At 67.1% G+C, this 25,993-nt stretch carries 31 protein-coding genes; 6 read left to right on the top strand and 25 right to left on the bottom strand.

Annotation, left to right across the window (positions count from 1 at the left end):
* Positions 1-21: 21 nt before the first annotated feature.
* Genes ABD231_RS02480 through ABD231_RS02470 form a run of 3 tightly spaced genes read right to left on the bottom strand, consistent with a single transcriptional unit; the run spans position 22 to position 3,026 of the window.
* Positions 22-837: a carbohydrate ABC transporter permease gene (locus ABD231_RS02480; RefSeq protein ID WP_344144667.1), complete on the bottom strand. Its 816-nt coding sequence runs from the start codon at positions 835-837 to the stop codon at positions 22-24.
* A 13-nt stretch (positions 838-850) separates the two neighbouring features.
* On the bottom strand, positions 851-1,783 hold the full coding sequence (locus ABD231_RS02475; protein WP_344144665.1) for a carbohydrate ABC transporter permease: 933 nt from the start codon (positions 1,781-1,783) through the stop codon (positions 851-853).
* A 1-nt stretch (position 1,784) separates the two neighbouring features.
* Positions 1,785-3,026: a sugar ABC transporter substrate-binding protein gene (locus ABD231_RS02470; protein ID WP_344144663.1), complete on the bottom strand. Its 1,242-nt coding sequence runs from the start codon at positions 3,024-3,026 to the stop codon at positions 1,785-1,787.
* Between the two features lie 115 nt (positions 3,027-3,141).
* On the opposite strand from ABD231_RS02470, the gene ABD231_RS02465 reads away from it, so the two are divergent.
* Complete coding sequence (locus tag ABD231_RS02465) at positions 3,142-4,146, top strand: LacI family DNA-binding transcriptional regulator (RefSeq protein WP_344144661.1); 1,005 nt, start codon at positions 3,142-3,144, stop codon at positions 4,144-4,146.
* 1 nt (position 4,147) lies between these two features.
* On the opposite strand, the gene ABD231_RS02460 is transcribed toward ABD231_RS02465, so the two are convergent.
* On the bottom strand, positions 4,148-4,984 hold the full coding sequence (locus ABD231_RS02460) for a LysR substrate-binding domain-containing protein (RefSeq protein ID WP_344144659.1): 837 nt from the start codon (positions 4,982-4,984) through the stop codon (positions 4,148-4,150).
* Positions 4,985-5,058: 74 nt separating this feature from the next.
* On the opposite strand from ABD231_RS02460, the gene ABD231_RS02455 reads away from it, so the two are divergent.
* Entirely contained in the window at positions 5,059-6,519 is a 1,461-nt protein-coding gene (locus ABD231_RS02455) for a ketol-acid reductoisomerase (protein WP_344144658.1), read from the top strand.
* Positions 6,520-6,568: 49 nt separating this feature from the next.
* Here the strand turns inward: ABD231_RS02455 and glmM are convergent, their stop codons facing one another.
* The 3 genes from glmM to rplM are packed head-to-tail and all read right to left on the bottom strand — an operon-like array spanning position 6,569 to position 8,923.
* Positions 6,569-7,915 (bottom strand): phosphoglucosamine mutase, encoded by a 1,347-nt coding sequence (glmM, locus tag ABD231_RS02450; protein ID WP_344144656.1) that lies wholly within the window; start codon positions 7,913-7,915, stop codon positions 6,569-6,571.
* Positions 7,916-7,922: 7 nt separating this feature from the next.
* On the bottom strand, positions 7,923-8,444 hold the full coding sequence (rpsI, locus tag ABD231_RS02445) for a 30S ribosomal protein S9 (RefSeq protein ID WP_380154179.1): 522 nt from the start codon (positions 8,442-8,444) through the stop codon (positions 7,923-7,925).
* A 35-nt stretch (positions 8,445-8,479) separates the two neighbouring features.
* Positions 8,480-8,923, bottom strand: a complete 444-nt coding sequence (rplM, locus tag ABD231_RS02440) for a 50S ribosomal protein L13 (protein ID WP_131360941.1) — start codon at positions 8,921-8,923, stop codon at positions 8,480-8,482.
* A gap of 287 nt (positions 8,924-9,210) precedes the next feature.
* Here rplM and ABD231_RS02435 point away from each other — a divergent pair, with 287 nt between their 5' ends.
* Entirely contained in the window at positions 9,211-10,497 is a 1,287-nt protein-coding gene (locus ABD231_RS02435) for a citrate synthase (RefSeq protein WP_344144653.1), read from the top strand.
* A 68-nt stretch (positions 10,498-10,565) separates the two neighbouring features.
* Here the strand turns inward: ABD231_RS02435 and ABD231_RS02430 are convergent, their stop codons facing one another.
* A complete protein-coding gene (locus ABD231_RS02430; RefSeq protein ID WP_344144651.1) occupies positions 10,566-11,015 on the bottom strand; it encodes a nuclear transport factor 2 family protein in 450 nt (149 codons plus the stop codon).
* Positions 11,016-11,123: 108 nt separating this feature from the next.
* On the opposite strand from ABD231_RS02430, the gene ABD231_RS02425 reads away from it, so the two are divergent.
* Both ABD231_RS02425 and ABD231_RS02420 read left to right on the top strand, forming a co-directional pair.
* Positions 11,124-11,672: a TetR/AcrR family transcriptional regulator gene (locus ABD231_RS02425; RefSeq protein ID WP_344144650.1), complete on the top strand. Its 549-nt coding sequence runs from the start codon at positions 11,124-11,126 to the stop codon at positions 11,670-11,672.
* The gene (locus ABD231_RS02420) at positions 11,669-12,640 is read left to right on the top strand and encodes a glycoside hydrolase family 18 protein (protein WP_344144649.1); all 972 of its coding nucleotides are present in this window, start codon (positions 11,669-11,671) and stop codon (positions 12,638-12,640) included. Before ABD231_RS02425 ends, ABD231_RS02420 begins: the two co-directional genes overlap by 4 nt.
* Here the strand turns inward: ABD231_RS02420 and ABD231_RS02415 are convergent.
* From ABD231_RS02415 to infA, 12 genes are all read right to left on the bottom strand, one after another.
* Positions 12,637-14,319 carry an ABC-F family ATP-binding cassette domain-containing protein gene (locus ABD231_RS02415; protein WP_344144647.1) on the bottom strand — a complete coding sequence of 561 codons (1,683 nt, stop codon included), beginning with the start codon at positions 14,317-14,319 and terminating at the stop codon, positions 12,637-12,639. The two genes, ABD231_RS02420 and ABD231_RS02415, sit on opposite strands and share 4 nt — an antisense overlap.
* 48 nt (positions 14,320-14,367) lie before the next feature.
* Positions 14,368-15,144 (bottom strand): hypothetical protein, encoded by a 777-nt coding sequence (locus ABD231_RS02410; protein ID WP_344144645.1) that lies wholly within the window; start codon positions 15,142-15,144, stop codon positions 14,368-14,370.
* A complete protein-coding gene (locus ABD231_RS02405; protein ID WP_344144643.1) occupies positions 15,137-15,658 on the bottom strand; it encodes an RNA polymerase sigma factor in 522 nt (173 codons plus the stop codon). Before ABD231_RS02405 ends, ABD231_RS02410 begins: the two co-directional genes overlap by 8 nt.
* Before the next feature lie 17 nt (positions 15,659-15,675).
* The gene (locus ABD231_RS02400) at positions 15,676-16,287 is read right to left on the bottom strand and encodes a class I SAM-dependent methyltransferase (protein WP_425554140.1); all 612 of its coding nucleotides are present in this window, start codon (positions 16,285-16,287) and stop codon (positions 15,676-15,678) included.
* On the bottom strand, positions 16,280-17,107 hold the full coding sequence (truA, locus tag ABD231_RS02395; RefSeq protein ID WP_344144641.1) for a tRNA pseudouridine(38-40) synthase TruA: 828 nt from the start codon (positions 17,105-17,107) through the stop codon (positions 16,280-16,282). The genes ABD231_RS02400 and truA overlap by 8 nt, the downstream gene beginning before the upstream one ends.
* Positions 17,108-17,171: 64 nt before the next feature.
* A complete protein-coding gene (gene rplQ, locus ABD231_RS02390; RefSeq protein ID WP_344144639.1) occupies positions 17,172-17,687 on the bottom strand; it encodes a 50S ribosomal protein L17 in 516 nt (171 codons plus the stop codon).
* A gap of 49 nt (positions 17,688-17,736) precedes the next feature.
* Positions 17,737-18,762 (bottom strand): DNA-directed RNA polymerase subunit alpha, encoded by a 1,026-nt coding sequence (locus ABD231_RS02385; protein WP_132402598.1) that lies wholly within the window; start codon positions 18,760-18,762, stop codon positions 17,737-17,739.
* A gap of 101 nt (positions 18,763-18,863) precedes the next feature.
* On the bottom strand, positions 18,864-19,472 hold the full coding sequence (rpsD, locus tag ABD231_RS02380) for a 30S ribosomal protein S4 (RefSeq protein WP_344144636.1): 609 nt from the start codon (positions 19,470-19,472) through the stop codon (positions 18,864-18,866).
* 24 nt (positions 19,473-19,496) lie between these two features.
* Positions 19,497-19,904 carry a 30S ribosomal protein S11 gene (gene rpsK / locus ABD231_RS02375; RefSeq protein ID WP_012923659.1) on the bottom strand — a complete coding sequence of 136 codons (408 nt, stop codon included), beginning with the start codon at positions 19,902-19,904 and terminating at the stop codon, positions 19,497-19,499.
* Between the two features lie 44 nt (positions 19,905-19,948).
* On the bottom strand, positions 19,949-20,320 hold the full coding sequence (gene rpsM, locus ABD231_RS02370; RefSeq protein ID WP_132402604.1) for a 30S ribosomal protein S13: 372 nt from the start codon (positions 20,318-20,320) through the stop codon (positions 19,949-19,951).
* Positions 20,321-20,505: 185 nt separating this feature from the next.
* Complete coding sequence (gene rpmJ / locus ABD231_RS02365) at positions 20,506-20,619, bottom strand: 50S ribosomal protein L36 (RefSeq protein ID WP_008361054.1); 114 nt, start codon at positions 20,617-20,619, stop codon at positions 20,506-20,508.
* Between the two features lie 35 nt (positions 20,620-20,654).
* The gene (gene infA, locus ABD231_RS02360) at positions 20,655-20,876 is read right to left on the bottom strand and encodes a translation initiation factor IF-1 (RefSeq protein ID WP_012923661.1); all 222 of its coding nucleotides are present in this window, start codon (positions 20,874-20,876) and stop codon (positions 20,655-20,657) included.
* Positions 20,877-21,068: 192 nt separating this feature from the next.
* Here infA and ABD231_RS02355 point away from each other — a divergent pair, with 192 nt between their 5' ends.
* A complete protein-coding gene (locus ABD231_RS02355) occupies positions 21,069-21,935 on the top strand; it encodes an NAD(P)-dependent oxidoreductase (protein ID WP_344144633.1) in 867 nt (288 codons plus the stop codon).
* Here the strand turns inward: ABD231_RS02355 and ABD231_RS02350 are convergent.
* The 5 genes from ABD231_RS02350 to secY are packed head-to-tail and all read right to left on the bottom strand — an operon-like array spanning position 21,919 to position 25,915.
* Entirely contained in the window at positions 21,919-22,701 is a 783-nt protein-coding gene (locus ABD231_RS02350) for a hypothetical protein (protein ID WP_344144631.1), read from the bottom strand. The two genes, ABD231_RS02355 and ABD231_RS02350, sit on opposite strands and share 17 nt — an antisense overlap.
* On the bottom strand, positions 22,698-23,147 hold the full coding sequence (locus ABD231_RS02345) for a DUF1707 SHOCT-like domain-containing protein (protein WP_344144629.1): 450 nt from the start codon (positions 23,145-23,147) through the stop codon (positions 22,698-22,700). Before ABD231_RS02345 ends, ABD231_RS02350 begins: the two co-directional genes overlap by 4 nt.
* A gap of 60 nt (positions 23,148-23,207) precedes the next feature.
* Entirely contained in the window at positions 23,208-24,032 is an 825-nt protein-coding gene (map, locus tag ABD231_RS02340) for a type I methionyl aminopeptidase (protein WP_344144627.1), read from the bottom strand.
* 9 nt (positions 24,033-24,041) lie between these two features.
* Positions 24,042-24,614 carry an adenylate kinase gene (locus ABD231_RS02335; RefSeq protein ID WP_344144625.1) on the bottom strand — a complete coding sequence of 191 codons (573 nt, stop codon included), beginning with the start codon at positions 24,612-24,614 and terminating at the stop codon, positions 24,042-24,044.
* Entirely contained in the window at positions 24,614-25,915 is a 1,302-nt protein-coding gene (gene secY, locus ABD231_RS02330; RefSeq protein WP_344144623.1) for a preprotein translocase subunit SecY, read from the bottom strand. The genes ABD231_RS02335 and secY overlap by 1 nt, the downstream gene beginning before the upstream one ends.
* Positions 25,916-25,993: the final 78 nt, after the last annotated feature.

Here is a 25,993-nt window from a genome sequence, read left to right as displayed (position 1 = left end):
TGTAGAAGTCCTTTTCAGGGGTCACTTGACTGCTCCGCCGACGGCGCCGGCGGCGATGTACTTCTGGGCGGCGATCAGCAGCACCACAGCCGGGATCGCCGACAGGACCGCGGTGGCCATCACCGCGTTCCAGTTCTGTACCTGGGTTCCCAGGTACTGGTAGATGCCGAGCGTCACCGGCCGGACGCCGCCCTTGGTGGTCAGCGTCAGCGCGAACAGGAAGTCGCTCCAGGAGAACAGGAAACTGAACAGTCCCGCGGTGATCAGGGAGTTCCGGCTGATCGGCAGCACGATCGCGACGAACGCCCGGAACAGTCCGGCGCCGTCGACCCGCGCGGCCTCCACCAGCGACGGCGGCAGCGAGAGCATGAACGACCGCAGGATCAGGATCGCGAACGGCACCGCACTGCTGAGGTTCGCCACGATCAGCCCGGGAATCGAGTTCAGCAACCCGATCCGTTCGTACGCCGTGTAGAGCGCGTTCGCGATCACGATCCCCGGGATCATCTGCGAGATCAGAATCGCGAGCAGACCGATCGACACCCAGCGGGACCGGAACTGCGACAGCGCATAGGCACACGGCGCCGCGATCGCCAGGCTCAGCACGACCGTGCCGGTCGCGATGATCAGGCTGGTGACCAGGTTCCCGCCCTGCTCACTGAGTGCCCGCCGGTAGCCGGCGAAGCTCGGGTCGAGCGGGAGGAAACCGGCCGTCAGGGTGTTGCCGGACGGCTGCAGTGACGCGTTCACCATCCAGTAGACCGGGAACAACATCACCGCCAGGATCAGTACGCCGATCACCGTGTACGTCGCTCGTCGCGTGGCCGAGTCCGTCATCGCCGTACCCTCCTCACTCGTCCACCGCGCGGCGGGTGCTGCGCAGGTAGAAGATCGCGAACAAGAACGAGAGCGCGATCAGCAGATTGCTCAGGGCCGCGCCCTCACCGAACTTGAAGTCGATGAACGACCGCTCGTACGACTGGGTCGCGAGCGTCTGCGTCGAATTGGCCGGGCCGCCGCCGGTGAGTCCGAGGATGATGTCCAGCACCTTGATCGTGTAGACGACCCCGAGCATCAGCAGCACGCCCGCCACTGCGCGCAGGTTCGGCCAGGTGATGTGGACGAATGCGCGCCGGCCGGTCGCTCCGTCCAGCTGGCCGGCTTCGTACAGCTCGTCGGGAATCTCGGCCAGACCCGAGTACAGCAAGGTGACGTTGAACGGGATCCCGATCCAGATGTTCACCCCGATCACCGCGATCAGGGCAACCGACGGCGAGTTCAGCCACGGCACCGGCTGGTCGATCAGGTGCAGGCCGGTGAGCGTGCGGTTGAGGATGCCGTTGTCCTGCTCGAGAATCGAGCGCCAGGTTGCACTCGACACGATCAGCGGCAGCAGCCAGGGCAGCAACAGCAACGACCGCAGCAGCCCACCGAGCGGGAACCGTCGCCGGAAGAACAGTGCGAGCGCCAGTCCGATGCCGAACTGGAAGGCGATCGAGCCGATGGTGAACAACGCGGTGTTCACCATCGCCTGCGAGAACAGTTGGTCGCTCACCATCGCCGAGTAGTTCTTCAGCCCGACGAACGGCGCCTGACCGGTGAAGAACGTGCGCAGGCCGTAGTCCTGCAGGCTCATCACCAGGTTCTTCACGATCGGGTAGCCGAACAGCGCAGCCATCGCGAGCACGGCCGGCAGCACGAACAAGACCTTGGTCAGGCTCTCGCCACGCCGGCCACGCGCCCGCCGTACGGCGACTGTCCGGGTCAGTGTCGCCTGCGCCATATCAGCCGCCCGAGGCCTGCTTGAAAGCATCCTGTGCCGAGGCCTTGCCGGTCAGCGCCAACTGGATCGCCTGGTAGATCACCTTCGCCGCGTCCGGCCACTTGTCGCCGAGCTTGCCGGTCCGGGCGCGGGCGGTCTTGACCTGCTCGGCGAACGCTTTCATCGACGGCACTTCCTTGGCGTACTGGTCGAGCAGCGCGGTCTTGGTCGGAAGGGTGAAGCGGGCCTTCGCCCAGGCCAACTCGTTCTCGTCGGAGTTCAGGCACTGCACGAAATCGGCGGCCTTCTGCTGCTTGGCCTGGTCCTTGTTCAGCGGGACCGTCCAGGCCTCGCCGCCGAGCGGCGCGATCGGTGTCTGATCCGGCTTGTGCAGCGGGAAGGTGACGACATCCCACTTCACCTTCGGGCTCTCCTGCAGCGCCGGGATCTGCCACGGGCCGTTCACCATCATCGCGGCCTTGCCGGCCACGAACTGGTCCTTGGCGTCGCCCTGGGTCCAGTTGATCACGCTCTTCGACGCCGAGCCGGACTGGACGAGATCAACCCACAGTTGCAGGGCTTCGGCCACCTGCGGGCTCTTCAGGTCGGTCTCGTCGCCGCCATTGGTCCACATGGCCGGCAGGAACTGCCACGACCCCTCGTACGTCGCGTTGGCGTTGAACGCGATGCCGTAGCGGCCGGGCTTGGTCAGCTTCTTGGCCGCGGCCTTCAGCTCGTCCCAGGTCTTCGGCGGCTGCACGCCGGCCTCCGCCAGCATGTCCTTGTTGTAGAACAGCGCGATCGTGTTCGTCACCGGCGCCAGTCCGTAGAGCTTGCCGTCGTACGACGTCGCGTCGACCATGCCCTGAATGACTCCGTCCGCGTTCAGACCCAGGTCGTTCAGGGGGGCCAGGGCGCCGGTGGCCGCGATCTGCTGGACGTCGGGGTTGTCCAGCATCAGCACGTCGGGCAGCGTCTTCGAGGACGCCTGCTGCAGCACCTTCTGGATCAAGGTGTCACCAGGCACCGTCTCCCGCTGGATGCTGACGCCGAGCTTCGTCCCGCAGGCGTCCAGGCCCTTCTGGACCAGCGCCTTGTCGGGGTCGTTGTTGTAGTAGTCGAGGACGGTCAGGCTGGTGACCGCGCCACCGTTTCCGCCGCCGCCGTTGCCGTTGCCGTTGCCGCTCCCACCGCAGGCCGCGATAGCGAGAGACAGGGCCACCGCACCCGCCAGGACGGCGGTGGACCGCTTGCTGCTGATCACATCGGACTCCTTGCACTGTCGCAGGTAAAGCGCTTAACTCCGGAGTGAAAGGACTATGTTCCTTGGGTCACAGTGGTGTCAAGAGTTCAGAAGGGGGCCAGCCTCGATGGTTACGATGCGCGACGTCGCAGAACGCGCGGGAGTGTCGATCGCCACGGTGTCGTTCCTGCTCAACGACACCAAGCCGGTCACCCCGGCGACCCGCGCCCGCATCGAGCAGGCAATGGCCGACCTCGGGTATCGGCGCAATGTGGTCGCCCGGGCGCTGGCCAGCCGGCGGACGCGCATCATCGCGATGGCCTATCCGGCGCTCGAGCACCGCTTCGGGATGTCGACCGCGGAGTTCTTCACCGCGGCGGCTGAGCGAGCCCGCGAGCAGGAGTACCACCTCGTCCTGTGGCCAGTCGGCAACGACGGCGTCGAGCTCCGCGAACTACTCGGCCAGGGCTTGGTCGACGGCGTCGTCCTGATGGAGGTCCAGCTCGCCGATCCCCGCGTCGAGGTCCTGCGCGAGACCGGTACGCCGTTCGCCCTCATCGGCCGGACAACCGAGCTCGACGGCCTCGCCCACGTGGACATCGACTTCGACGCGACCATCGAGGCCGCGGTCGCCCACCTGCATGAACTCGGCCACCGCTCACTTGCGCTGATCTCGGGCGACCTGGCCGACCCCCGGTTCCACGAATACGGGCCCTGGGTCCGATCAGAGGCGGCGTACCGGCGGGTGATGGCGGAATACGGCCTACGCACAGTCGTCGAGCCTTGCTCGGACACACCCCGGGCAGGCCGCGAGGCCGCCGAACGCCTGCTGCAGGAACACCCCGATACGACGGCGATCCTGGTCGCGAACGAATACGGCGCCCTAGGCGTGGTGTCAGCCCTCAAACGCCTGGGCCGCGACATCCCCGCCGACCTCTCGGTGCTCTCCCTCCTGATGGTCCCCGAGGTAGCCGCCCTCAGCGACCCCGAACTCACCTTCCTGAGAACCCCAGGCTCCGAGCTGGGCCAACTAGGCATCGAAGCCCTCATCCGCCAACTCGAAGGCGCCGCCCCCCTCCCACCCCAACTAGTCCCCGCCACCCTCCAACCCGGCGACACCGTCGGCCCCCCGCCCAGTTAGTTCAACGGGTTGGTGTGTTCCAGAGGGCGGTGATGAGGGGGCGGTGTAGGTCGGTTCGGCGGACGCAGAGGCCGATGGGGAGGGGGTCTAGTGGTGGGTGGACGCGGCGTTCGACCAGGCGGCCGGAGAAGGTTGAGGTGTCGAGGACGAGGCGCGGGACGATGCCAATGCCGAAGCCGAGGTCGACGAGGGCCAGTAGTGCCTCGTGGCCGTCTGGTTCGGCTGCGATGGACGGGCGCAGGCCTCTGGCACGGAACCAGCGGAAGGCGGCCTCACGGACCAGGCCGCGGGCGGGGACGACGTACGGGCTGTCTGAGGGGACTCCGGGGGCGCTGACCAGGATGAGGTCGGTGGTGGCGATGGTGCGGCTGATCAGGGTGCCGGGGAGGCGCGGGGGGATGCCGGCTACGGCGGCGTCTACCTCGCCCTCGTCCAGGCGGGCCAGCGCCATCGCGGCGTCGCCGGTGCGGATGTCCAGGCGGATCTGTGGGTGGGCGGCGTGGAGTGGGGCTAGCAGGTCTGGCAGGAGGGCCTCGCAGGCGGTGACGGTGGCGAAGATGCGTAGCTCACCGGTCAGATCGGCTGGTACGTCGGTCCCGGCGCGATAGTCACTCCACAGTCCCAGCACCTGCTCGGCGTACGACGTGAAGCGGCGGCCGTCGGCGGTGAGCACGACTCCGCGCGGACCGCGGTCGAACAGGCGGCTCCCGGTGCGCACTTCGAGGCGCTGGATGGTTCGCGTGAGCGTCGCGGCGCTGACGTGGCACTCCAGGCTGGTGCGGCCGTAGTTGAGGGTCTGGGCCAGGTGCAGGAACAGTTCGAGCTCGCGATGGTCCACGTTTCACCTTCTGCAACGCTGCGATGCAGATCTTGCGCTTGCTGCAAGAGTAGCTTCGGCTTTCACTGAAAGACATGACCACCATCGACTCGTCGGTCTTCACGACCGAGACCATGACGGTGCCCGGGGGATCCGAGACGATCCTCCGCGGCGGCCGCGACCTGTTCCCGCTGCTTCCCGCGGCCTTTCACGGCATCGAGCGGATCGGCGTACTCGGCTGGGGCCCGCAGGGACGCGCCCAGGCCCTCAACCTCCGCGACTCGCTCGCCGGGACCGGCATCACGGTGTCGGTCGGCCTCCGGCCGGGTTCAACCTCGGCAGACGACGCCCGGGCGAACGGCTTCACCGAGGAGGACGGCACACTCGGCGAACTGCTGCCCGTCGCGGCCGCCTCCGACCTCGTGATCCTGCTCATCGCCGACGCAGCCCTAGCCGCCCAGCACGAGACGATTTTCCAAGCGTTGAAGCCCGGCGCCACGATCGGCCTGTCGCACGGCTTCCTGCTCGGCCACCTGCAGGCGAGCGGCCGGGACTTCCCGCCGGGCCACCCGGTGATCGCGGTCTGCCCGAAGGGCATGGGTGATTCGGTACGCCGTCTCTACGAGCAAGGCGCGACTGTCAACGGCGCCGGAATCAACGCGAGTATCGCGGTCCACGCCGACCCGGACGGGTATGCCACCGACCGGGCACTGGCGTGGTCGGTCGCCCTCGGATCGCCGTACACGTTCGCGACCACGCTGTCAGCCGAGTACCGCTCGGACATCGTCGGTGAACGCGCGATTCTGCTCGGAGCGGTCCACGGCCTGGTCGAGGCGCTCTACCGGCACTTCCGACTCGAAGGGGCCGACCCGGTGACGGCGTACGAGCGGTCCACCGAGGCGGTGACCGGGCCGATCGCGCGAACGATCTCGGCCGCCGGACTGCCCGCCGTACGGGCTGCGTTGTCCGGCGCGGACCAGGAGCTGTTCGATCGCGCCTACAGCGCGGCCTACCAGCCGGCCCGCGACCTGGTCGCCGAGATCTACGACGAAGTTGCCGAAGGCACCGAACTCCGCAGCGTCATCCTCGCCGAGCAACGCCTCGCCACTCGCCCCATGACCGCGATCGCCGGCAGCGAAATGTGGTCCCACAGCGCCGAGGTCCACGCCCGCCGAGGGACGGCTACAACCATTGATCCAGTTACTGCAGGACTTTTCGTTGCCACGATGACTGCCCAGGTGGACGAGTTCGCGGCCCGCGGCCATGTCTGGTCCGAGATCGTCAACGAGTCGATCATCGAGGCGGTCGACTCGCTACTCCCCTACATGCACGCCCGCGACGTCGCCTACATGGTCGACAACTGCTCCCGCACCGCCCGCCTCGGCACCCGACGCTGGGGCCCACGCTTCCAGGCGGCGTACGAGCAGCTAGCCCTCCCCGCCCTCGCCAACCCCGCAGACCCGAAGGCCATCGACGCCTTCCTCCACAACCCCGTCCACGAAGCCCTAGCCGTAGCCGCCGAACTCCGCCCCTCCGTCGACATCTCCGTGTCCTGAAATGCGGCGGCCCCGGGCCTGGTGGGGTCCGGGGCCGTGCGGTGGTGGATCAGAGCTTCAGCGAAGCCGCAACCACGTCAGCAAGCGAGTGGGCGATCTCGTCGGCCGTGTCGGACGACTCGGCCTCGACCATCACGCGAACCAGCGGCTCCGTGCCCGAGGGACGAAGCAGCACCCGGCCGGTGTCGCCGAGCCGCTTGGTCGCCTCAGCGACAGCAGCCTGTACGACGGAGTCGGTCGCGGCCCGGTCCTTGTCCACGTTCTTGACGTTGACCAGGACCTGCGGCAGGCGGGTCATCACGCCGGCCAGATCGGCCAGTGTCTTCCCCGTCTGGGCGATCCGGGCCAGCAGCATGACCGCGGTCAGCGTGCCGTCGCCGGTGGTGGCGTGGTCGGACAGAATCACGTGCCCGGACTGCTCACCACCGAGCTTGTGACCGCCGGCCTTCATCGCTTCCAGCACGTACCGGTCGCCGACCTTGGTCTGCTCGACCGCGATCTGCTCCCGGACCATGGCCTGGACGAAACCGAGGTTGCTCATCACGGTCGCGACCACGGTGTCGTTGGACAACCGGCCGCTGTCGCGCATCGCCAGCGCCAGGATCGCGAGGATCTGGTCACCGTCCACCAGTTCGCCGTTGGCGTCGACCGCCAGGCAGCGGTCGGCGTCGCCGTCCAGGGCGATCCCCAGGTCGGCGCGGTGCCCGATCACCTCACGCTGCAGACCCTCCAGGTGGGTGGATCCGCAGTTCAGGTTGATGTTCAGGCCGTCCGGTGCGGCGGCGTACGTGATCACCTCGGCACCCAGCCGGCGCAGCGCCTCCGGAGCTGTCCCGGACGCGGCGCCGTTGGCGCAGTCGATGACGACCTTGACCCCGTCGAACCGGTTCGGCGCCGAGCGGACCAGGTGCGAGACATACGTCTCGAAGCCCTGCCCGTCGTCGAGAACGCGGCCGACGGCGGCGCCGGTCGGGCGCTGCCACTCCTCGTTCATCCGGATCTCGATGGCGTCCTCGATCTTGTCGTCGAGTTTGATCCCACCGCGGGCCAGGAACTTGATGCCGTTGTCGGGCATCGCGTTGTGGCTGGCGGACAGCATCACGCCGAGATCGGCACCGGTCGAGCCGGTCAGATAGGCGACGGCCGGGGTCGGCAGCACGCCGAGCCGGAACACGTCGACGCCGGCGCTGGCCAGTCCGGCCACCACAGCGGCTTCCAGGAACTCTCCACTGGCGCGTGGATCCCGCCCCACAACGGCGCGTGGCCGGTGCCCTTCGAAGGCACCGGCCTCGCCGAGTACATGAGCTGCCGCGACCGAGAGGTCGAGCGCCAGCTCCGCGGTCAGGTCCACGTTTGCCAGGCCACGGACTCCGTCCGTACCGAACAAACGCCCCATCAGGTGATCAGCGCTTGCTGTACTGAGGAGCCTTGCGGGCCTTCTTGAGACCGGCCTTCTTACGCTCCTTGATCCGCGCGTCGCGGGTGAGCAGACCGGCCTTCTTCAGACCGGGCCGGTTCGCCTCCTCGTCGGCGGCGTTCAGGCACCGGGCCACGCCCAGCTGCAGCGCACCGGCCTGGCCGGTGATGCCACCGCCGTTGATCCGGGCGATGACGTCGTACGAACCCTCGAGGCCCGCGACGACGAACGGCTCGTTCACGTGCTGCTGGTGGACCTTGTTCGGGAAGTAGACGTCCAGCGGCTTGCCGTTGACGGTCCACTGACCCGTGCCGGGCACGAGGCGGACGCGGGCGACAGCCTCCTTGCGGCGGCCGGTGGCGCCGGCCGGGTTGATCACCGCGACACGACCCGTCTCGGCGCGCTGCTCCGGAGTCGGGTTCGTCTCGGAGGTGTAGGCGACCGGGCCCTCGTTGTCGATGGGGACCTCGGGGTCGAACTCTGCAGTCTCGGTGGTGATGTCGCTCACGCTGAAAATCCTCGTTTACCTGGCTCGTCGATCGCTTACTGGGCGATCTGGGTGATCTCGAACGGCTTCGGCTGCTGGGCGGTGTGCGGGTGCTCCGGACCGGCGTAGACCTTCAGCTTGGTGAGCAGCTTCCGGCTGAGACGGTTCTTCGGGAGCATGCCCCAGACAGCCTTCTCGACGGCCTTGCGGGGATCCTTGTCGAGGATCTCGCCGATCGGCGTGGCCGTCAGACCACCCGGGTGACCCGAGTGGCGGTAGGCCAGCTTGTCCGTGCGCTTGGTGCCGGACAGGGCGACCTTGGAGGCGTTGATGACGACGACGAAGTCGCCGCCGTCGACGTGCGGAGCGAACGTCGGCTTGTGCTTGCCGCGCAGCAGGGTGGCGATCTGAACGGCGAGCCGACCGAGCGTCACATCGGTAGCGTCGATCACGTGCCACTCGCGAGTGACGTCCGCAGGCTTCGGGCTGTACGTGCGCACGGTCGTTGACCTTCGTTTCTCAGAGGTTGACAAAACAAGTACGTCGGCGAGCGGTCCGCCGACAGGAATGAACCTCTTCGGGACCTGAAACGCACAACAGCAGCCCAGAATACCGGCGTACACCACCCAGGGTCAAAGTGAGCCCAGGCTCGATGGGGACCCCGGCTTGGAAGCAGCTGAGGACCGCACTAGTTTAGCGGTGAAGATTGCAGTCCGAATCGCGTCCCGCCGGCTGATATACACCCTCACTCACCCAGGCGATGACGCCAGCTTCCGAAGAGGGCATCGTGACCGAACAGTCGCTCACCGTCCGGGACAACCGGACCGGCAAGGACTACGACCTTGCCATCACCGATGGCACCATCCGTGCCGCAGATCTCAAGCAGATCAGCGCAACCGACGGAGACGGTGGCCTCGCCACCTACGACCCCGGCTTCGTCAACACCGCCTCGACCCGGTCCTCGGTCACCTTCATCGACGGTGACAAGGGCATCCTGGAATACCGCGGCTACCCGATCGAGCAGCTCGCCGAGCAGTCGAACTACCTCGAGGTCGCGTACCTGCTGGTGAACGGCGCGCTGCCGAACAAGGCGGAGTACGAAGCCTGGGTGCACGACGTGACATATCACACCTTCGTGCACGAGAACCTGAAGACCTTCATGCAGGGCTTCCGGTACGACGCGCACCCGATGGGCATGCTGCTGGCCTCGGTCGGCGCCCTGTCCACCTTCTACCCGGAGTCCCGGGAGATCTTCGACGAGGAGTCCCGGGCGCTGCAGATCCGCCGGCTGATCGCGAAGATGCCGACGCTGGGCGCCTTCTCGTTCCGGCACGCGCAGGGCAAGCCGTACGTCTACCCGGACAACGAGCTCAGCTACGCGGCCAACTTCCTCTCGATGCTGTTCAAGATGAGCGAGCCCAAGTACGCCGCCGACGACCGGCTGGTGCGCGCACTGGAGATCCTGTTCATCCTGCACGCCGACCACGAGCAGAACGCGTCCACCAACGCGGTCCGCGCGATCGGCTCCACCCAGGTCGACCCGTACTCCGCGGTGACCGGTGGCATCGCCGCCCTCTACGGCCCGCTGCACGGCGGCGCCAACGAGGCGGTGCTGAAGATGCTGCGCCGGATCGGCTCGGTCGACAACGTGCCGTCGTTCATCGAGGGCGTGAAGAACGGCGAAGAGCGCCTGATGGGCTTCGGCCACCGGGTCTACAAGAACTACGACCCGCGCGCCAAGATCATCAAGAAGGCCGCCGACGACGTGTTCGAGGTGACGGGGATCAACCCGCTGCTGAAGATTGCCGTCGAGCTGGAGAAGATCGCGCTCGAGGACGAGTACTTCGTCTCCCGCAAGCTCTACCCGAACGTCGACTTCTACTCCGGCCTGATCTACGAGGCCCTGCAGTTCCCGCCGGAGATGTTCACGGTGCTGTTCGCCATCCCGCGCACCTCGGGCTGGCTGGCGCAGTGGCTGGAGTCGCTCGGCGACACCGACCAGAAGATCGCCCGCCCGAAGCAGATCTACACCGGTGCCCGCGGCGTCCAGTACGTCCCGATGGGCGACCGCTAGCACTGATTGGGAACGGCCCCGGTCCGGCATCATTGCCAGGGACCGGGGCCGTTTCTGCGCTTCTGGACCTACGACGCACCAGCTCCCGGCGCCGGTTCCGCTGTGATTTCACCGATTCGCGCCCGGGCCTTGGCCATCGCGGCGTGGTCGACGTAGTCCCGCGACTCCACGATCTCCCCGTCGCGCACCCGCAGTACGAACACACACGGCACGTGGAACTTCTCGTCGGAGCCCGCCACCGACCCGGCGTACGCGAACTCCCCCACGATCACCTCCGGGTCCTCGGTCCGGTGCACCAGCACATCCACCGCCTCGAAACGCACCACCGGGTCCTCCGGGGCATCCGCGCCACCGCCGAAGTGTGCCCGCAGCTCGTCCCGGGACCGCAGCGGCGCCGGGCGCTCCGGATGCATCGGATGCCGTACGTCGGTTTGTTCGGCGTACAGGTCGGGCAGTTCGGCGTACTGACCGGCGGCGACGCCGTTCACCAGCTTCCGGAAGACCTCTTCGGGTGTCATGCGCGGAGCCTAAGTTCCGGAGAGTTCACTTCGGTTACAACCAAATGGGTCTGCTCGGACGTCTCTTTTAGGGAGGCACGGGGGTTGCCACGAGGAGAGGGGTCTGGGGTGCGAGCTGATGCGCGGGACAATCGGGCGCGAATTCTGACGGCGGCGGACGAGGTGTTCGGGCAGTCGCCACATGCCTCGACGGATGCGGTGGCCAAGTTGGCGGGGGTCGGTATCGCGACCGTTTTCCGGCACTTCCCGACCAAGACGGACCTGCTGGAGGCTGTGCTCACCCAGCGGCTGGAGCGGTTGCGGAACCAGGCTCTGACGCTGGCCGCCGGGGAGAATGCAGGGCGGGCGTTCTATGCGTTCTTCACCCAGGTCGTGGCGGAGTCCTCGGCCAAGCTCGCGATCGGTGAGGCGCTGACCTCGGCCGGCATCGCGGCCGGTGAGGACGCCCGTAAGGCGGCCGCCGGGCTGCGAGAGGCGTTCGGTTCGCTGCTGTCCGAGGCACAGCGCACTGGCGCCGTACGGGGCGATGCACGGCTGCCGGAGGTCTACGCACTGCTGATCGGCGCCTCCCGGGGTGCCACCACACGCAACGTCGACCCTGAGGTCCGGAACCGGATGCTCGGCCTCGTGTACGCCGGTCTACGCCCGGCTGCGTGAGACGGCGGCGCAGGGTCGTCCTGCTGGTCCTGCTGGTCTTCGCACTGCTGATTCCGGTACCGCTAGGCGCCTACGCGCTCTCGCTGCGCATCCAGTACGGCGGTGAGTCGTCGGCCCGCACGCGGAACCACGACGCCTTCTGGCTCGGCCATGCCTGGGTGGACGGCCGTAAGAGCGCGGCTGACGTCACCGCACTGACCAAACGGCTGCAGGGGACGGGGATCCGGGACCTGTACGTCCACACCGGTCCGCTTGAGCACGACGGCACGCTGGCGCTGGACAAGGTGTCGCCACGCGCGCGCTGGTTCACAACCGCGATGCGGGCGGCGGCACCCGACGTACGGGTGCAGGCGTGGCTCGGCGACGTCGTCCAGCCGGGTAAGAACCCTGGCATGGATCTCGAGGACGCGGCTGTCCGCAAGCAGGTGGTCGCCTCCGCGAAAACCGTGCTGGCACAGGGGTTTCAGGGCATCCACTACGACTTCGAGCCGGTGCGGTCCGGGTCGCGCGGTTTCCTCGCCGTACTGGATGAGACGCGCGCTCTGGGCGCACCGCTGTCCGTAGCGGCCCACCAGATCGACCCGCTCTGGCAGCTACACCGCATCCCGATCGACAAGTGGTGGTCCCAGGACTACTTCCGACAGGTCGCCGAGCGGGTCAACCAGATCGCAGTGATGTCCTACGACACAGCGATGCCATTGGAGTCCTTGTACGGCGGCTATGTCGCCAAGCAGACCAAGTTGGCGCTGGAGGTCACACCACCCGGCACTGACCTCTTGATGGGCCTTCCGGCGTACTGGGAGAGCAACCCGTCCCACTGGGGACACGCAGAGACCGTCGCCGCCGCAGTCCGGGGCGCACGCCTCGGACTGGGCGGCTCAACCCGCCAGAACTTCGGTCTGGCCCTGTACGTCGACTTCACCCTCACAGACGAGCACTGGGCCGCGTACCGCGACGGCTGGAGCTAGCGGGAGCGCTGGACCCGGCCTTCGTCCCACACCGGCTCGTCGGACTCGTAGACCGTGCCGTCGGCACCGAACACGAGGTGGCGGTCGAATCCACGGGCGAACCAGCGGTCGTGGGTGACGGCGAGAACCGTGCCGTCGAACGAGTCCAGGCCTTCTTCGAGCGCCTCGGCAGACTCGACGTCCAGGTTGTCGGTGGGCTCGTCGAGCAGCAGCAGGGTCGCACCCGACAGCTCCAGCAACAGGATCTGGAAGCGCGCCTGCTGACCACCGGAGAGGCTGTCGAAGGTCTGCTCGGCAGCATGCGCCAGCTCGTACCGGTCGAGCTTGCGCGAGGCCAGCTCGCGGCCCATGCCGTCACGGTGCTCGTCACCGCGGTGCAGGATCTCCAGCAGCGTCTTGCCGACCAGCTCCGGGTGCTCGTGGGTCTGGGCGAACCAGCCCGGCCGCACGCGCGCACCGAGCTTCACAACGCCGCTATGCGCGACCGGAGCGATCGGAACCTCACCGATCGGCTGGTGCTCGATATCCGGGTCAGTACCGCCACTGGCGAGCAGGCGAAGGAAGTGCGACTTCCCCGACCCGTTGGACCCCAGTACGGCGACACGTTCGCCGTACCAGACCTCCAGGTCGAAAGGCTTCATCAGACCGGTCAGCTCCAGCCCGGTGGCCACCACTGCTCGCTTGCCCGTGCGGCCGCCGGTCAAGCGCATGCTGACCTTCTGCTCGCGCGGCAGCTCCTGCGGCGGACCGACCTCCTCGAACTTGCGCAACCGGGTCTGTGCGGCCTTGTAGCGCGAGGCGAGACCGTCGTTGTACGCCGCCTTGACCTTGTACATCTGCACCAAGGCCTTGAGCTTCGCGTGCTCCTCGTCCCAGCGCCTGCGCAACTCCTCGAACCGTTCGAACCGGTGCTGCCGAGCCTCGTGGTACGTGCGGAAGCCACCGCCGTGGGTCCACGCGGTGTTGCCGGCCGCACCGAGCTCGACGGTGATGATCCGGGTCGCGGTGTTGGCCAGGAGTTCGCGGTCGTGGCTGATGTAGAGCACCGTCTTCTCGCTGGTGCGCAGCTGCTCTTCGAGCCATCGCTTCGCCGGTACGTCGAGGTAGTTGTCCGGCTCGTCCAGCATCAGGACCTCGTCCGGTCCGCGCAGCAGGGCCTCCAGGACCAGGCGTTTCTGCTCGCCACCGGACAGCGTCTTCACCTCACGCCACTGGCAACGGTCGAAGGGGACTCCGAGCGCAGACGTCGTGCACACGTCCCAGATGACCTCAGCGTCGTACCCGCCGACCTCACCCCAGTCGGAGATCGCCTGCGCGTACTTGAGCTGGGTCTTCTCGTCCTCGGACTCCATCATCGCCAGCTCGGCCTTCTCCAGCGTGGCCGCGGCCTGCTGGAGCGGCTCCGGCGCGACGCTGAGCAGCAGGTCCCGAACGGTCGACGCGTCCCGCACCGAGCCGACGAACTGGCGCATCACGCCCAGACCGCCGGAGCGAGCGATGCTGCCGCTGTGCGCCTTCAGGTCGCCCGCGATGATCTTGGTCAGCGTGGTCTTGCCCGAACCGTTCGCTCCGACCAGTGCGACCTTCGCACCGTCGCCCACCCGGAACGTGACGTCGTCCAGCAGCACCCGACCATCCGGCAGCTCGAACCCGATGCCGGCGACTTCTACGTGACCCATTCCCCCAGTCTGACCGGCGGACCCGTCAGCAGGCGAACGGATATCGCGTCACCAGCCCTTCAGGGCATCCAGGTACGTGCTCCCGGCCGGCCGGACCGAACCAGTCATGAACAGCTTGAGCGGTGCCGCGAACAGGCCGTAGGTGTGTGAACCGGTGAAGAAGCCCGGACTGTTGCAACCGGTGTACTCCACCCAGATCTCCCGGATACCGGCCGCCGTGGTGAACCGCAGCACGATCGCCTCACTCGGCTGAGCGGTCTGTGGTGCGCACTTGAACACCGGCAGCTCGGAGTTCATCTCGGGCAGCACCTTGATCGCATCGACCACCTGCTGCGCGATCTCCGGGCTGAACGTCTGCTGCCCGAGCAGTGCACCGCCCTTGAGGTCGTAGCGGCACGCCTGCAGCCCAGACACCGGCGTAGCGACGTCCAGACCGGTCCCAGCCGGTACGGCGTTCGTCGCCTGCGCCTTGAGGATCGGGTGCGCCGCAGGACAGAGGCTCCCCGCTACAGCAGGCGGCTGACTCGGCACAGCCTCCTGCGTTCTGCCGGCGCCACCAGCCTGCTTCCCGCCGTTGTCAGCCACACCGGCGGTCGACTCGGAGTTCGACGAGGAGGAACCGGTGAACACATTCCAGGAGCCACCGATCGCTACCACGACCAGCACCACGGCGGCGCTCGACAGCACGGCCTGCCGCCGTCGCCGTACGCGTCCCCGTGCAACCGCCGCCAGCTTGCCGCTCGCCGACTCCGTGGCATCAGCGCGACTCTGGAACGCCGAGGCGAACTTGGGGCCGAGCTCCTGCTCAGGGTCGTGCTCAGGCATCCTCGGCTCCTTCCTTGCTCAGCGTTGTCTTCAGTGCGGCCAGTGCACGGTGCACATGCGATCTGGCCGTGGCCTCCGCACAGTGCAGCAGTACGCCGATCTCGGCGTACGAAAGCTCTTCGTAGAAGCGCAGTACGACGGCTGCGCGCTGCTTGTCCGGCAGCGTCGCGCACAGCGCCCAGATCGCCTCGGACTCCGCCCTGGCCGCCGCACCATCAGGTGCCGCGGGCGCACTGCGGACAGGGTCTTCAACCGGTGCCTCGCGGCGGCGGAAGCGCCGCCACCAGGAGATGTGCGCGTTCACCACCATCCGCTTCACGTAGGCCTCCGGGTCGTCGGCCCGGCTGACCCGTGCCCAGCGGGCGCAGGCGGTCGTCAGGGCGTCCTGGACGGCGTCCTCGGCCAGCGTGCGGTCTCCGGTGAGGACATAGGCGAACCGCATCAGTGCGTCGGCCTTCTGGCCGACCCACTGCTCGAACTCGATCGACTCCGATCGCGCCTCCGCTGTCGCCAAGGCTGCCTCCATAACCCTCAGGACGGCGTCGGACCCGCGTTCGTTGCACGCAGTACCCGGAACCCCTTGGCACTGCCGACGCGCTCGCAGGGGTAGCCCTGCTCGGTCATCCAGCGCTGCAGCGAGTCACCACCGAGGTTCTTGCCGACCACGAACCATGCCACGCCTTCGGGCGCAAGACGAGCAAGCCAACGCAACAACATCTTGTGCAGCTCGGGCTTGCCGATGTGGATCGCCGGATTCGACCAGATCTGGTCGAACAGCAGGTCCTCCGGTACGTCGTCCGGCAGTGCGGTGTGCACGCGGTCCGCGACTCCGGCCGCCTTGGCGTTCTCGGCGGTCAGCTCCAGCGCCCGGTTGTTCACATCGACCGCCCACACCACTGCGCTCGACTCGACCGCCAGTGCACAGGCGATCGGCCCGTAGCCCGTCCCCAGGTCGAGGAACGTCCCGGGGCCGGTCGGCGCAGCCACCTCGCGCAGCAACACCGCCGTACCGATGTCCAGACGGTCGCGGGAGAACACCCCGCTCGACGTGGTGAACGTGTAGTCCCGTCCCCAGATCCGGCCCTCGACCGTACGGCGCACGTCTGCCGAAGCGGGCTCCGCCGAGAAGAAATGGTCAGCCACGCTGGTGTACCTCTCCCCTGACCTGTCGGGCCTGCAGAGCCCGCGCAGCCAGCTCGTTGTCCGCCGGATACCGCACTTCTTCCAGTGTGAGCCCGTGAGCAGCCACCACCGCCACCGCCGAGTCCCTGGCGCGAGAACTGAGCACTGACGCGGGCCAGTCGATCTCCCGGCGCCCGTCGCCCACCGGGATCATCGAACCCACCAGCGCGCGCACCATCGAATGACAGAACGCGTCCGCGATCACCGTGCCCTCCAGCAGGCCAGGGCCGGTGCGCTGCCAGGAGAAGTCCAGCAGGGCCCGCACTGTACTGGCCCCCTCCCGCTTCTTGCAGAACGCCGCGAAGTCGTGCTCCCCCACCAGCTGAGCCGCCGCCGCGTTCATCCGCTCCACATCCAGCGGCCGCCCCACGCGCAGTACATGCCCACGAGTCAGCGGATCCCACCCAGCCTGCTCATCGCACAGGCGGTACACATAACGGCGAGCAAGCGCAGAAAACCGGGCGTCAAAGCCCTCTGGAGCCGCCGTCACGGCCTTGACGACCACATCCGCAGGCAGGACGCCGTTCAGCGCCCTCAAGAGCCTGAACGGCTCCACAGCGCCTTCCACGTCGACATGAGTCACCTGACCACGCGCATGTACGCCGGTGTCCGTCCGGCCGGCGCAGGTCACAGCCACCCGCTCCGGCAACCGCAGTACGGTCTGGAGCGCCTCTTCGAGCGATCCCTGCACGGTCCGGAGACCATCCTGCCGAGCCCAGCCGTGAAAGGCCGTCCCGTCGTACTTGAGGTCAATCCGCCAGCGCCCAGTACCTTCAAACACAGTGCAATCTAACGCAACAGCGCCCCCGCACCGTGAAGTGCGGGGGCGCTGCCGGCAAGCAGACTTACTTGTCGTCGGTCTTCTCGGCGACGACGTCCTGGACGTCGGCAGCCTCGTCGGTCGTGACCTCTTCGGCCTCGACCTCGTCGACCTTGTCCTCGACCTTCGGCTCCGCCTTCTTGGCCGGGGCCTTCTTGGCGGTCTTCTTCGGCTTCGCCTCGGACAGCGCCTCGACGAGCTCGATCTTCACCATCGGCGCGTTGTCACCCTTGCGCGGGCCGAGCTTGATGATGCGGGTGTAACCACCCGGACGGTCGGCGAACCGCTCGCCGATCTCGGTGAAGAGCACGTGCACAACGCTCTTGTCCCGGATCCGCTTCATCACCTGGCGGCGGGAGTTCAGGTCACCACGCTTCGCCTTGGTGATCATCGACTCGGCCAGCGGCTGCAGGCGCTTGGCCTTGGCCGCGGTGGTGGTGATGGCGCCGTGCTCGAACAGCGACGTCGCGAGGTTGCTGAGGATCAGCTTCTCGTGCGCCGGGCTGCCGCCCAGCCGGGCACCCTTGGTGGGGGTAGGCATCTCTTACTCCAGAAGGATCTCAGGCCGGATTGGTGGCCCGGGGTGGGTGTCAGTACTGCTCGGTCTCGGCGAAGCTCTCGTCGTCGTCCTCGGACTCCGTGCCGTAGGCCTCGGCGGCCGCACGCAGGTCGAAGCCGGGAGGCGAGTCCTTCAGCGACAGGCCCATCTCGGCCAGCTTCAGCTTGACCTCGTCGATCGACTTGGAGCCGAAGTTGCGGATGTCCAGCAGGTCCTGCTCGCTGCGCGAGATCAGCTCACCCACGGTGTGGATGCCCTCACGCTTGAGGCAGTTGTAGGACCGGACGGTGAGCTGCAGGTCCTCGACCGGCAGCGCCAGGTCGGCGGCCATCTGCTCGTCCACCGGGGACGGGCCGATGTCGATGCCCTCGGCCTCGACGTTCAGCTCACGGGCCAGGCCGAACAGCTCGACCAGCGTCTTACCGGCCGACGCGACGGCGTCGCGGGGCAGCATCGACGGCTTGGTCTCGACGTCGACCACGAGACGGTCGAAGTCGGTGCGCTGCTCGACACGGGTCGCCTCGACCTTGTAGGTGACCTTGAGGACCGGGGAGTAGATCGAGTCGACCGGCATCCGGCCGATCTCGGCGTCCGCGGACTTGTTCTGGATCGCGGACACGTAACCGCGGCCACGCTCCACGACCAGCTCCATCTCGAGCCGGCCCTTCTCGTTCAGGGTGGCGATCTTCAGGTCCGGGTTGTGCACCTCGACACCGGCCGGCGGCGCGATGTCCGCGGCGGTGACGTCACCGGGGCCCTGCTTGCGCAGGTACATGGTGACCGGCTCGTCGTGCTCGGAGGAGACGACCAGGTCCTTCAGGTTCAGGATCAGCTGGGTGGCGTCTTCCTTCACCCCGGCAACGGTCGAGAACTCGTGCAGGACACCGTCGACCTTGATGCTGGTGACGGCGGCGCCGGGGATCGAGGACAGCAGGGTCCGGCGGATCGAGTTACCGAGGGTGTAGCCGAAACCCGGCTCCAACGGCTCGATGACGAACCGGGACCGGTGCTCGTCGACGACCTCTTCGGTCAGGGTGGGACGCTGTGCGATAAGCAACTTCGTATTCCTTCACTGTTCGCGACGACCACTATTTGAGGCCGCGAGAGGCTGAAGAACACCGATCCGGCCGGCGGCCTGAGCCACCGGCCGGAACCGGATCAGTTCTTCGAGTAGAGCTCGACGATCAGGTGCTCGGAGACCTGGGTGTCGATCTGCTGCCGGGTGGGCAGCTGGTGGACGAGGATCCGCAGACGCTCCGGCATCACCTCGAGCCAGGCCGGAACAACCCGCTCGGCGTGCGTCTCCCGGGCGATGATGAACGGCGTCGTCTCCGCGGACTTGGCCTTGACATCGATGATGTCGTGGGTGGCCACGCGGTACGACGGGATGTTCACCTTGATGCCGTTCACGGTGAAGTGACCGTGAGTGACGAGCTGGCGGGCCTGCCGGCGCGTCCGGGCCAGGCCGGAACGGTAGATCACGTTGTCGAGCCGGGACTCGAGGATGATCAGCAGGTTGTCACCGGTCTTGCCGGAGCGCCGCGAGGCCTCCTCGTAGTACCGGCGGAACTGCTTCTCCAGCACGCCGTACGAGAAGCGGGCCTTCTGCTTCTCACGCAACTGGAGCAGGTACTCGCTCTCCTTCGGACGGCCGCGGCCGTGCATACCCGGGGGGTACGGACGACGCTCGAACGCCTTGTCGCCACCGACGAGGTCAACCCCGAGACGGCGCGACTTCTTGGTCATGGGTCCGGTGTAACGGGCCATTTTCGCTGCCTACCTTTCTCTGGGTCAGACCCGGCGCCGCTTGGGTGGGCGGCAGCCGTTGTGTGCGGTCGGGGTGACGTCCTGGATGGTGCCGACCTCGAGGCCGACTGCACCCAGCGAACGGATCGCGGTCTCGCGGCCGGAGCCGGGACCCTTCACGAACACGTCGATCTTGCGCATGCCGTGCTCCATCGCGCGGCGTCCGGCGGCCTCGGCGGCCATCTGCGCGGCGAACGGAGTGGACTTGCGCGAACCCTTGAAGCCGACGGTGCCCGCGGAAGCCCACGAGATGACCGCGCCGGTCGGGTCGGTGATCGTCACGATCGTGTTGTTGAACGTGCTCTTGATGTGCGCGTGGCCGGCGGCCACGTTCTTCTTCTCCTTGCGGCGCACCTTCTTGGCGCCGGCCGCGGTGCGGCTCTTGGGAGGCATAAGTCAGTTGCTCCTGGGCAGGTCGAAAGGCTGGGTCATCCGGGTCACTTCTTCTTCTTGCCGGCGATCGCCTTCTTGCGACCCTTGCGGGTGCGGGCGTTCGTCTTCGTGCGCTGACCGCGCACCGGCAGGCCGCTGCGGTGACGGCGGCCCTGGTACGACCCGATCTCGATCTTGCGGCGGATGTCCGCGGTCACCTCACGGCGGAGGTCACCTTCGATCTGATAGTTGCCTTCGATCCAGTCGCGAAGCTTGACCAGCTCCTCGTCGCCCAGTTCGTGGACGCGCTTGTCACCGGAGATACCGGTGGCTTCGAGCGTCTTCAGGGCGCGAGTACGACCTACTCCGAAGATGTAGGTGAGAGCGACCTCGATGCGCTTGTCGCGCGGCAGGTCGACTCCTACGAGGCGTGCCATGTGGCGGTGTTCCTTTCGTCGGCAGAGGTGTGGTGGCGCGCTGCGTCCTTGCCCGCCTCGGTGTCGTTACTGCTCACCGGCAAGGCCCCGGCCTCTGTTCCGGGGGCAGCGTCCAGCGTGTTACCGGTGCTGGACGAGCATGCGCGCTGTGGTGCGAAAGTGCCGTGCTGCTCGAACGGAGCTTCTCAGCCCTGCCGCTGCTTGTGCCGCGGGTTCTCGCAGATCACCATGACCCGGCCGTGACGGCGGATCACCTTGCACTTGTCGCAGATCTTCTTGACGCTCGGATTGACCTTCATCGAGCTTCTTTCTTCGACAGGTGTTGGTGGTCGTGTTACTTGTACCGATAGACGATGCGACCCCGGGTGAGGTCGTACGGCGACAGCTCCACGACGACCCGGTCCTCGGGGAGGATCCGGATGTAGTGCTGCCTCATCTTGCCGCTGATGTGCGCGAGCACCTTGTGCCCGTTGGACAGTTCAACACGGAACATCGCGTTCGGCAGGGCCTCGACGATGGTGCCCTCGAGTTCGATGACTCCCTCTTTTTTGGGCATGTCCTCGCACTTCTGTAGACGTGACTGACTATGGCTCGAAAAGAGCCAACAACCGAGTGTACGTCACTACCACACTCGAAACCCAATCGGCCGTCGCTCGCCCTACTTCTGGCCATACTTACCACTTAGTTAGTACCCCACTTTGTAGTGGGTACTTGTCCGTCACGCAGCGCAGCCACCAGGGTTGCCGCTATGAAGACACCAGTCACCGTCCTCGGCCTGGGAGCGATGGGAACCGCCCTCGCCCAGGCCTTCCTGGCCGCCGGCCACCCGACCACCGTCTGGAACCGCACCCCCGGCCGCTCCCCCGAACTCGATGCGCTCGGGGCCGTCCGCGCCGAGACCCCCGGCGACGCCGTACAGGCCTCCCCGCTGATCGTTGTCTGCCTGCTCGTCGACACCACCGTGCGTGACACCCTCGACGGCATCGACCTCACCGGCAAGGTGATCGCCAATCTGACCAACAGCACCCCGGACCAGGCGCGAGTGCTCGAAACCACGCTCAGCGCCCAGGGAGCGACGTACCTGGACGGCGGCATCATGGCGGTCCCGGTGATGATCGGCGGCCCGGCCGCCTTCATCTTCTACAGCGGTGACTCCGCTGCCTACGAACGCCACCAGGCCGACCTCGCTCCGCTGGCTCGCCCGGTGTACGTCGGAAAGGACGCGGGCCTGGCCGCGTTGTACGACATCGCGTTGCTGAGCGGGATGTACGGAATGTTCGCCGGTGCCCAGCACAGCCTGGCGCTGATGCAGGGCGAGGAGATCCCCGCCGTCGACTTCGCCGAGAAGTTCCTGATTCCCTGGCTGACCGCCATGCTGGGCACGGTTTCCGGGATGGCGTCCGACCTCGACAACCCGCCGGCACCCGGAACGGCCGGATCGAACCTGGCCATGCAGGCTGCCGCGTTCGACAACCTGATCGACGCCGCGGTCGCGCAGGGGGTCGACCCCACGCTCCTGGCGCCAGTGGGCGACGTACTGAACAAGGCTGTCGCCGCCGGTCATGGCGACGAGGACCTGGCCGCGATGGTCCACTTGCTCAAGACGAACGGGTAGCCGCCCACTGCTCGCCCTCGCGCCACAGCTGCTCGGGCATCAGGTCCAGCAGATCGCAGGCAGCATCGAGATGGGCGAGCGCCGTGGTGGTGTCCCGGTACGCCGGGAAGATCGCCACGAACCGGCGTCCCTCACAACTGAACCCGAACGGGGTGACGCCGGTGAGGACCTCGACCGCACGAGGGTGCAGCAGCGCCTGAGCGTGGTCCTCGCGGCCGTTGAAGAGGTTGTAGTGCCCGGGCAAGCCTTCGATGTCCAAGGGCAGCGGCAGTAGCCCAGCGGCCGCGACCGGCGCCAGTCCGGACGGCAGCACCTGCAGCGGAGGCAGCGGTCGGTCGACCTGGAGATCGAGGAAGTCGAAGCCGAGATTGCGACGCCGGACGCGATGCCGGAACTCACCGCTGACGAACTCCCTACCGCGATGCCGCCCGGTGGTCACCTCGGCCACCTCGGCCCGCGGATCCAGATCGAACGGCGGGAACGGCCAGCGCTCGAGCACGTCCGGACCGGCCACCGCGATCCGCCAGCCGAGCTCGCGGGCCGCCCGCGCCCAGTCCTTCCGCAGCCGTACGTCGGCCATCCGCATCGCCAGCGTGAACGCCAGCAGCACCGCGAACCAGCCGAGCATGAACCAGCCCACCCAGCGCGGTTCCACCAGCAGACCGACGATCACCAGCGGTACGGCGACGGCGAACCAGATCACGTAGACGAGCACGGACCCCTGCCGCAGCTGCCAGGCCAGGGCCGGGCGGAGTTGCCGGGTCAACGGCGCTTTCCGAGATTGCCCATGGCGATGATCGCCCACGGGATCAGCAGCCACACCGGCCAGAAGTGCGGCCAGTGCCCACCGTTCGCGAGCCCGATCACACCCCAGATCACCACGTTGATCGCGACGACGCCGGTGAAGCCACCACCCAACGCCATCAGCCCGCCCTTGCGGCGCTGCTCGACGTCCTTCGTCGGGAACTCCCCCGGCGCGGGCGCCGGCTTCGCGTCCTGGACGACAGCAGGTGTCTGGTACGTCTGCATCGGCGGCAGGTCGCGCACCAGCGGCTCGAGCTCGCCGTACGTCTGCACGACGTACAGCTGGTCCAGGCGCGACGAGAACTCAGGCTGATCCAGCCGGCCGTCGGCGAACGCATCCCGCAACCGCCCGGCAATCTTTTCCCGGTCGGCTTCGGTGAATCGCTGATGCGGCTGGTACTGAGGCATATCTCAAGTGTGCCTCAGTCTCCGGGCCGCGCGCGTCCCCCGATGGACGGACGCGGGATGTCAGTCCGCCAGTGCGCCGCAGGTGACCCCGAGCTCGGCGAGCTTGGCCGCACCACCGTCGAGGGCGGTCAGCACCCACGGTCCTTGCGGAGTGAGAGTGAACGTGTGCTCGGTGTGAGCGGCCGCGCGACCGTCGTCGGTCACCACGGTCCAGTCGTCGTCGAGCGTGTGGTTGTCCTGCTTGCCGAGTGTCAGCATCGGCTCGACCGCCAGCGCCAATCCCTCGACCAGCTTCGGACCGCGGCCCGGCTTGCCGAAGTTCGGCACGTTCGGCGGCTGGTGCATCGCCGAACCGATCCCGTGCCCGACGAAGTCCTCGACGATCCCGTACGACGAGTTGGCGCGCACGTGCGCCTCGACGGCGGCCGAGATGTCGGTCAGCCGGCCACCGAGTTTCGCGGCGGCGAATCCCCGCCACATCGACTCCTCGCAGATCCGGGCCAGCTCGAGCAGGTCGTCGCCGACCGTGCCGACCGGCACCGTGATCGCGGCGTCGCCGTGCCACCCGTCCACGATCGCGCCACAGTCGATCGAGATCAGGTCGCCCTCGACGAGCACCCGGGAACCGGGGATGCCGTGCACGATCTCGTCGTTCACCGAGGCGCAGATCGAGCCGGTGAAACCGTGGTAGCCCAGGAACGACGGCGTCGCGCCGGAGGAACGGATGTTGTCCTCGGCGATCGCGTCCAGCTCACCGGTACTGATCCCGGGCTTGACGGCGTCGCGGAGCAACTCCAGCGTGCGGCCGACCACCAGGCCGGCCGCTCGCATGGCGAGGATCTGTTCGCGGGTCTTGATCTCGATCCCGCGGTCCTTGAATATCACTGCAGTCCTTCAGTCGGTCAGTGACTTGAGCGCCGCGATGACGCGCTCGCTGACCTCGTCGATCTCGCCGACGCCGTCCACCTCGACCAGCAGCTCGCGCTGGCCGTAGACCGCCAGCAGCGGCTTGGTCTCGGCGGTGTACACGTCCTGACGGTGCCGGATGACCTCTTCGGAGTCGTCCGTGCGGCCGTCGGTGTGGGCCCGCTTGGTCATCCGGTCCACCAGGACGTCGATGTCGGCGACCAGCGCCACCACCGCGTCCAGCTTGTGGCCGTGCTCGGCCAGGATGTCGTCCAGCGTGCCCACCTGGGCGAGGGTGCGCGGGTACCCGTCGAGCAGGAACCCGTCACCGGCGTCGGCCTCCGACAACCGGTCGCGCACCATCGCGTTGGTGACCTCGTCGGGGACGTAGTCCCCGGCATCCATGAAGCGCTTGGCTTCGAGACCGAGCGGCGTCTCGTCCTTCACGTTCGCTCGGAAGATGTCGCCGGTGGACACGGCCGGGATATTCAGGCGTTCCGCAAGCACCTTTGCCTGCGTGCCCTTGCCCGCCCCGGGCGGACCCATCAGCAACATTCTCATCAGCGCAGGAACCCTTCGTAGTTACGTTGCTGCAGCTGAGACTCGATCTGCTTCACCGTGTCCAGGCCCACGCCGACCATGATCAGGATCGACGTACCACCGAAGGGGAAGTTCTGGTTCGCGCCGGCGAGAACCAGGGCGATCAGCGGAATCAGCGACAGCACGGCCAGGTAGATGGCACCCGGCAGAGTGATGCGGTTCAGCACGTAGCCCAGGTATTCCTCGGTCGGCCGGCCGGCCCGGATGCCCGGGATGAAGCCGCCGTACTTCTTCATGTTGTCCGCGACTTCCTTCGGGTTGAAGGTGATCGAGACGTAGAAGTAGGTGAAGAACAGGATCAGGGCGACGTAGGTAGCCATGTAGATCGGGTGGTCGCCCTTGACCAGGTGTCCTTGGATCCAGATCGCCCATCCCTTGTCAGCTTGGAACTGACTGATCAGAACGGGCAGATACATCAGGCTGGAGGCGAAGATGACCGGGATGACACCGGCCTGGTTCACCTTCAGCGGGATGTAGGTGGAGGTACCGCCGAACATCTTCCGGCCGACCATCCGCTTGGCGTACTGCACCGGGATCCGGCGCTGCGCCTGCTCGATGAAGATGACCGCGGCCATGATCACCAGACCGACGGCGATGACGACGAAGAACGTCCCCAGCCCCTTCTGCTTGCGGATGCTCCACAGGCTGGTCGGGAAGGTGGCGACGATCTGGGTGAAGATCAGGATCGACATACCGTTACCGACACCACGGTCGGTGATCAGCTCACCCAGCCACATGATCACGCCGGTACCGGCGGTCATGGTCAGCACCATGATGGTGACGTGGAACCAGTCGTCCTTGTACAGCAGCGGTTCGAGGCAGCCGGTGAACAGCCGGCCCGGGGTCCGGGCGAGCGCCACGAAGGCCGTCGACTGCAGGATCGCCAGACCGACGGTCAGGAAACGGGTGTACTGGGTGATCTTGGCCTGGCCCGCCTGGCCTTCCTTCTTCAGCGACTCCAGCCGCGGGATCACCACGGTGAGCAGCTGCAGGATGATGCTGGCGGTGATGTACGGCATGATGCCGAGCGCGAAGATCGCGAGCTGCAGCAGCGCACCGCCGGAGAACAGGTTGATCAGGTTGTAGAGATTGGCGTTGGCGCCGTTCTCCGCTCCCTTGATACACGTCTGCAGCGACTGGACGTTGACGCCGGGGGCCGGCACGACGGAGCCGATCCGGAAGATCACGACGATGAAGAGCACGAACAAGATCTTCCGGCGCAGGTCCGGAGTCTTGAACGCGTTGGCAAAGGCGCCTAACACCCTGTCCTCCCACATGTTTCCTCTGCCCCGGGCAGGGCAGGGGTCTGGCATAGCAGCCGGGCAAGAGACGAACCAGGG

This window comes from Kribbella yunnanensis, from assembly GCF_039529655.1.
Lineage (GTDB): Bacteria > Actinomycetota > Actinomycetes > Propionibacteriales > Kribbellaceae > Kribbella > Kribbella yunnanensis.
The sequence above is the reverse complement of the archived record's forward strand: the minus strand, read 5'-3'. Positions and strand labels throughout refer to the sequence as shown.

Excerpts from the sequence above, each read along its gene's own strand:
- ABD231_RS02455 (WP_344144658.1), top strand. The coding sequence starts at position 5,059 with ATGACCACCATCGACTCGTCGGTCTTCACGACCGAGACCATGACGGTG.
- ABD231_RS02430 (WP_344144651.1), bottom strand. The coding sequence starts at position 11,015 with ATGACACCCGAAGAGGTCTTCCGGAAGCTGGTGAACGGCGTCGCCGCC.
- ABD231_RS02475 (WP_344144665.1), bottom strand. The coding sequence starts at position 1,783 with ATGGCGCAGGCGACACTGACCCGGACAGTCGCCGTACGGCGGGCGCGT.
- ABD231_RS02335 (WP_344144625.1), bottom strand. The coding sequence starts at position 24,614 with ATGAGAATGTTGCTGATGGGTCCGCCCGGGGCGGGCAAGGGCACGCAG.
- rpsD (WP_344144636.1), bottom strand. The coding sequence starts at position 19,472 with ATGGCCCGTTACACCGGACCCATGACCAAGAAGTCGCGCCGTCTCGGG.
- ABD231_RS02345 (WP_344144629.1), bottom strand. The coding sequence starts at position 23,147 with ATGCCTCAGTACCAGCCGCATCAGCGATTCACCGAAGCCGACCGGGAA.
- ABD231_RS02480 (WP_344144667.1), bottom strand. The coding sequence starts at position 837 with ATGACGGACTCGGCCACGCGACGAGCGACGTACACGGTGATCGGCGTA.
- ABD231_RS02415 (WP_344144647.1), bottom strand. The coding sequence starts at position 14,319 with ATGGGTCACGTAGAAGTCGCCGGCATCGGGTTCGAGCTGCCGGATGGT.
- ABD231_RS02355 (WP_344144633.1), top strand. The coding sequence starts at position 21,069 with ATGAAGACACCAGTCACCGTCCTCGGCCTGGGAGCGATGGGAACCGCC.
- rplQ (WP_344144639.1), bottom strand. The coding sequence starts at position 17,687 with ATGCCTACCCCCACCAAGGGTGCCCGGCTGGGCGGCAGCCCGGCGCAC.
- ABD231_RS02465 (WP_344144661.1), top strand. The coding sequence starts at position 3,142 with ATGCGCGACGTCGCAGAACGCGCGGGAGTGTCGATCGCCACGGTGTCG.
- ABD231_RS02410 (WP_344144645.1), bottom strand. The coding sequence starts at position 15,144 with ATGCCTGAGCACGACCCTGAGCAGGAGCTCGGCCCCAAGTTCGCCTCG.
- rpsM (WP_132402604.1), bottom strand. The coding sequence starts at position 20,320 with ATGGCACGCCTCGTAGGAGTCGACCTGCCGCGCGACAAGCGCATCGAG.
- rpmJ (WP_008361054.1), bottom strand. The coding sequence starts at position 20,619 with ATGAAGGTCAATCCGAGCGTCAAGAAGATCTGCGACAAGTGCAAGGTG.
- rpsK (WP_012923659.1), bottom strand. The coding sequence starts at position 19,904 with ATGCCTCCCAAGAGCCGCACCGCGGCCGGCGCCAAGAAGGTGCGCCGC.
- glmM (WP_344144656.1), bottom strand. The coding sequence starts at position 7,915 with ATGGGGCGTTTGTTCGGTACGGACGGAGTCCGTGGCCTGGCAAACGTG.
- infA (WP_012923661.1), bottom strand. The coding sequence starts at position 20,876 with ATGCCCAAAAAAGAGGGAGTCATCGAACTCGAGGGCACCATCGTCGAG.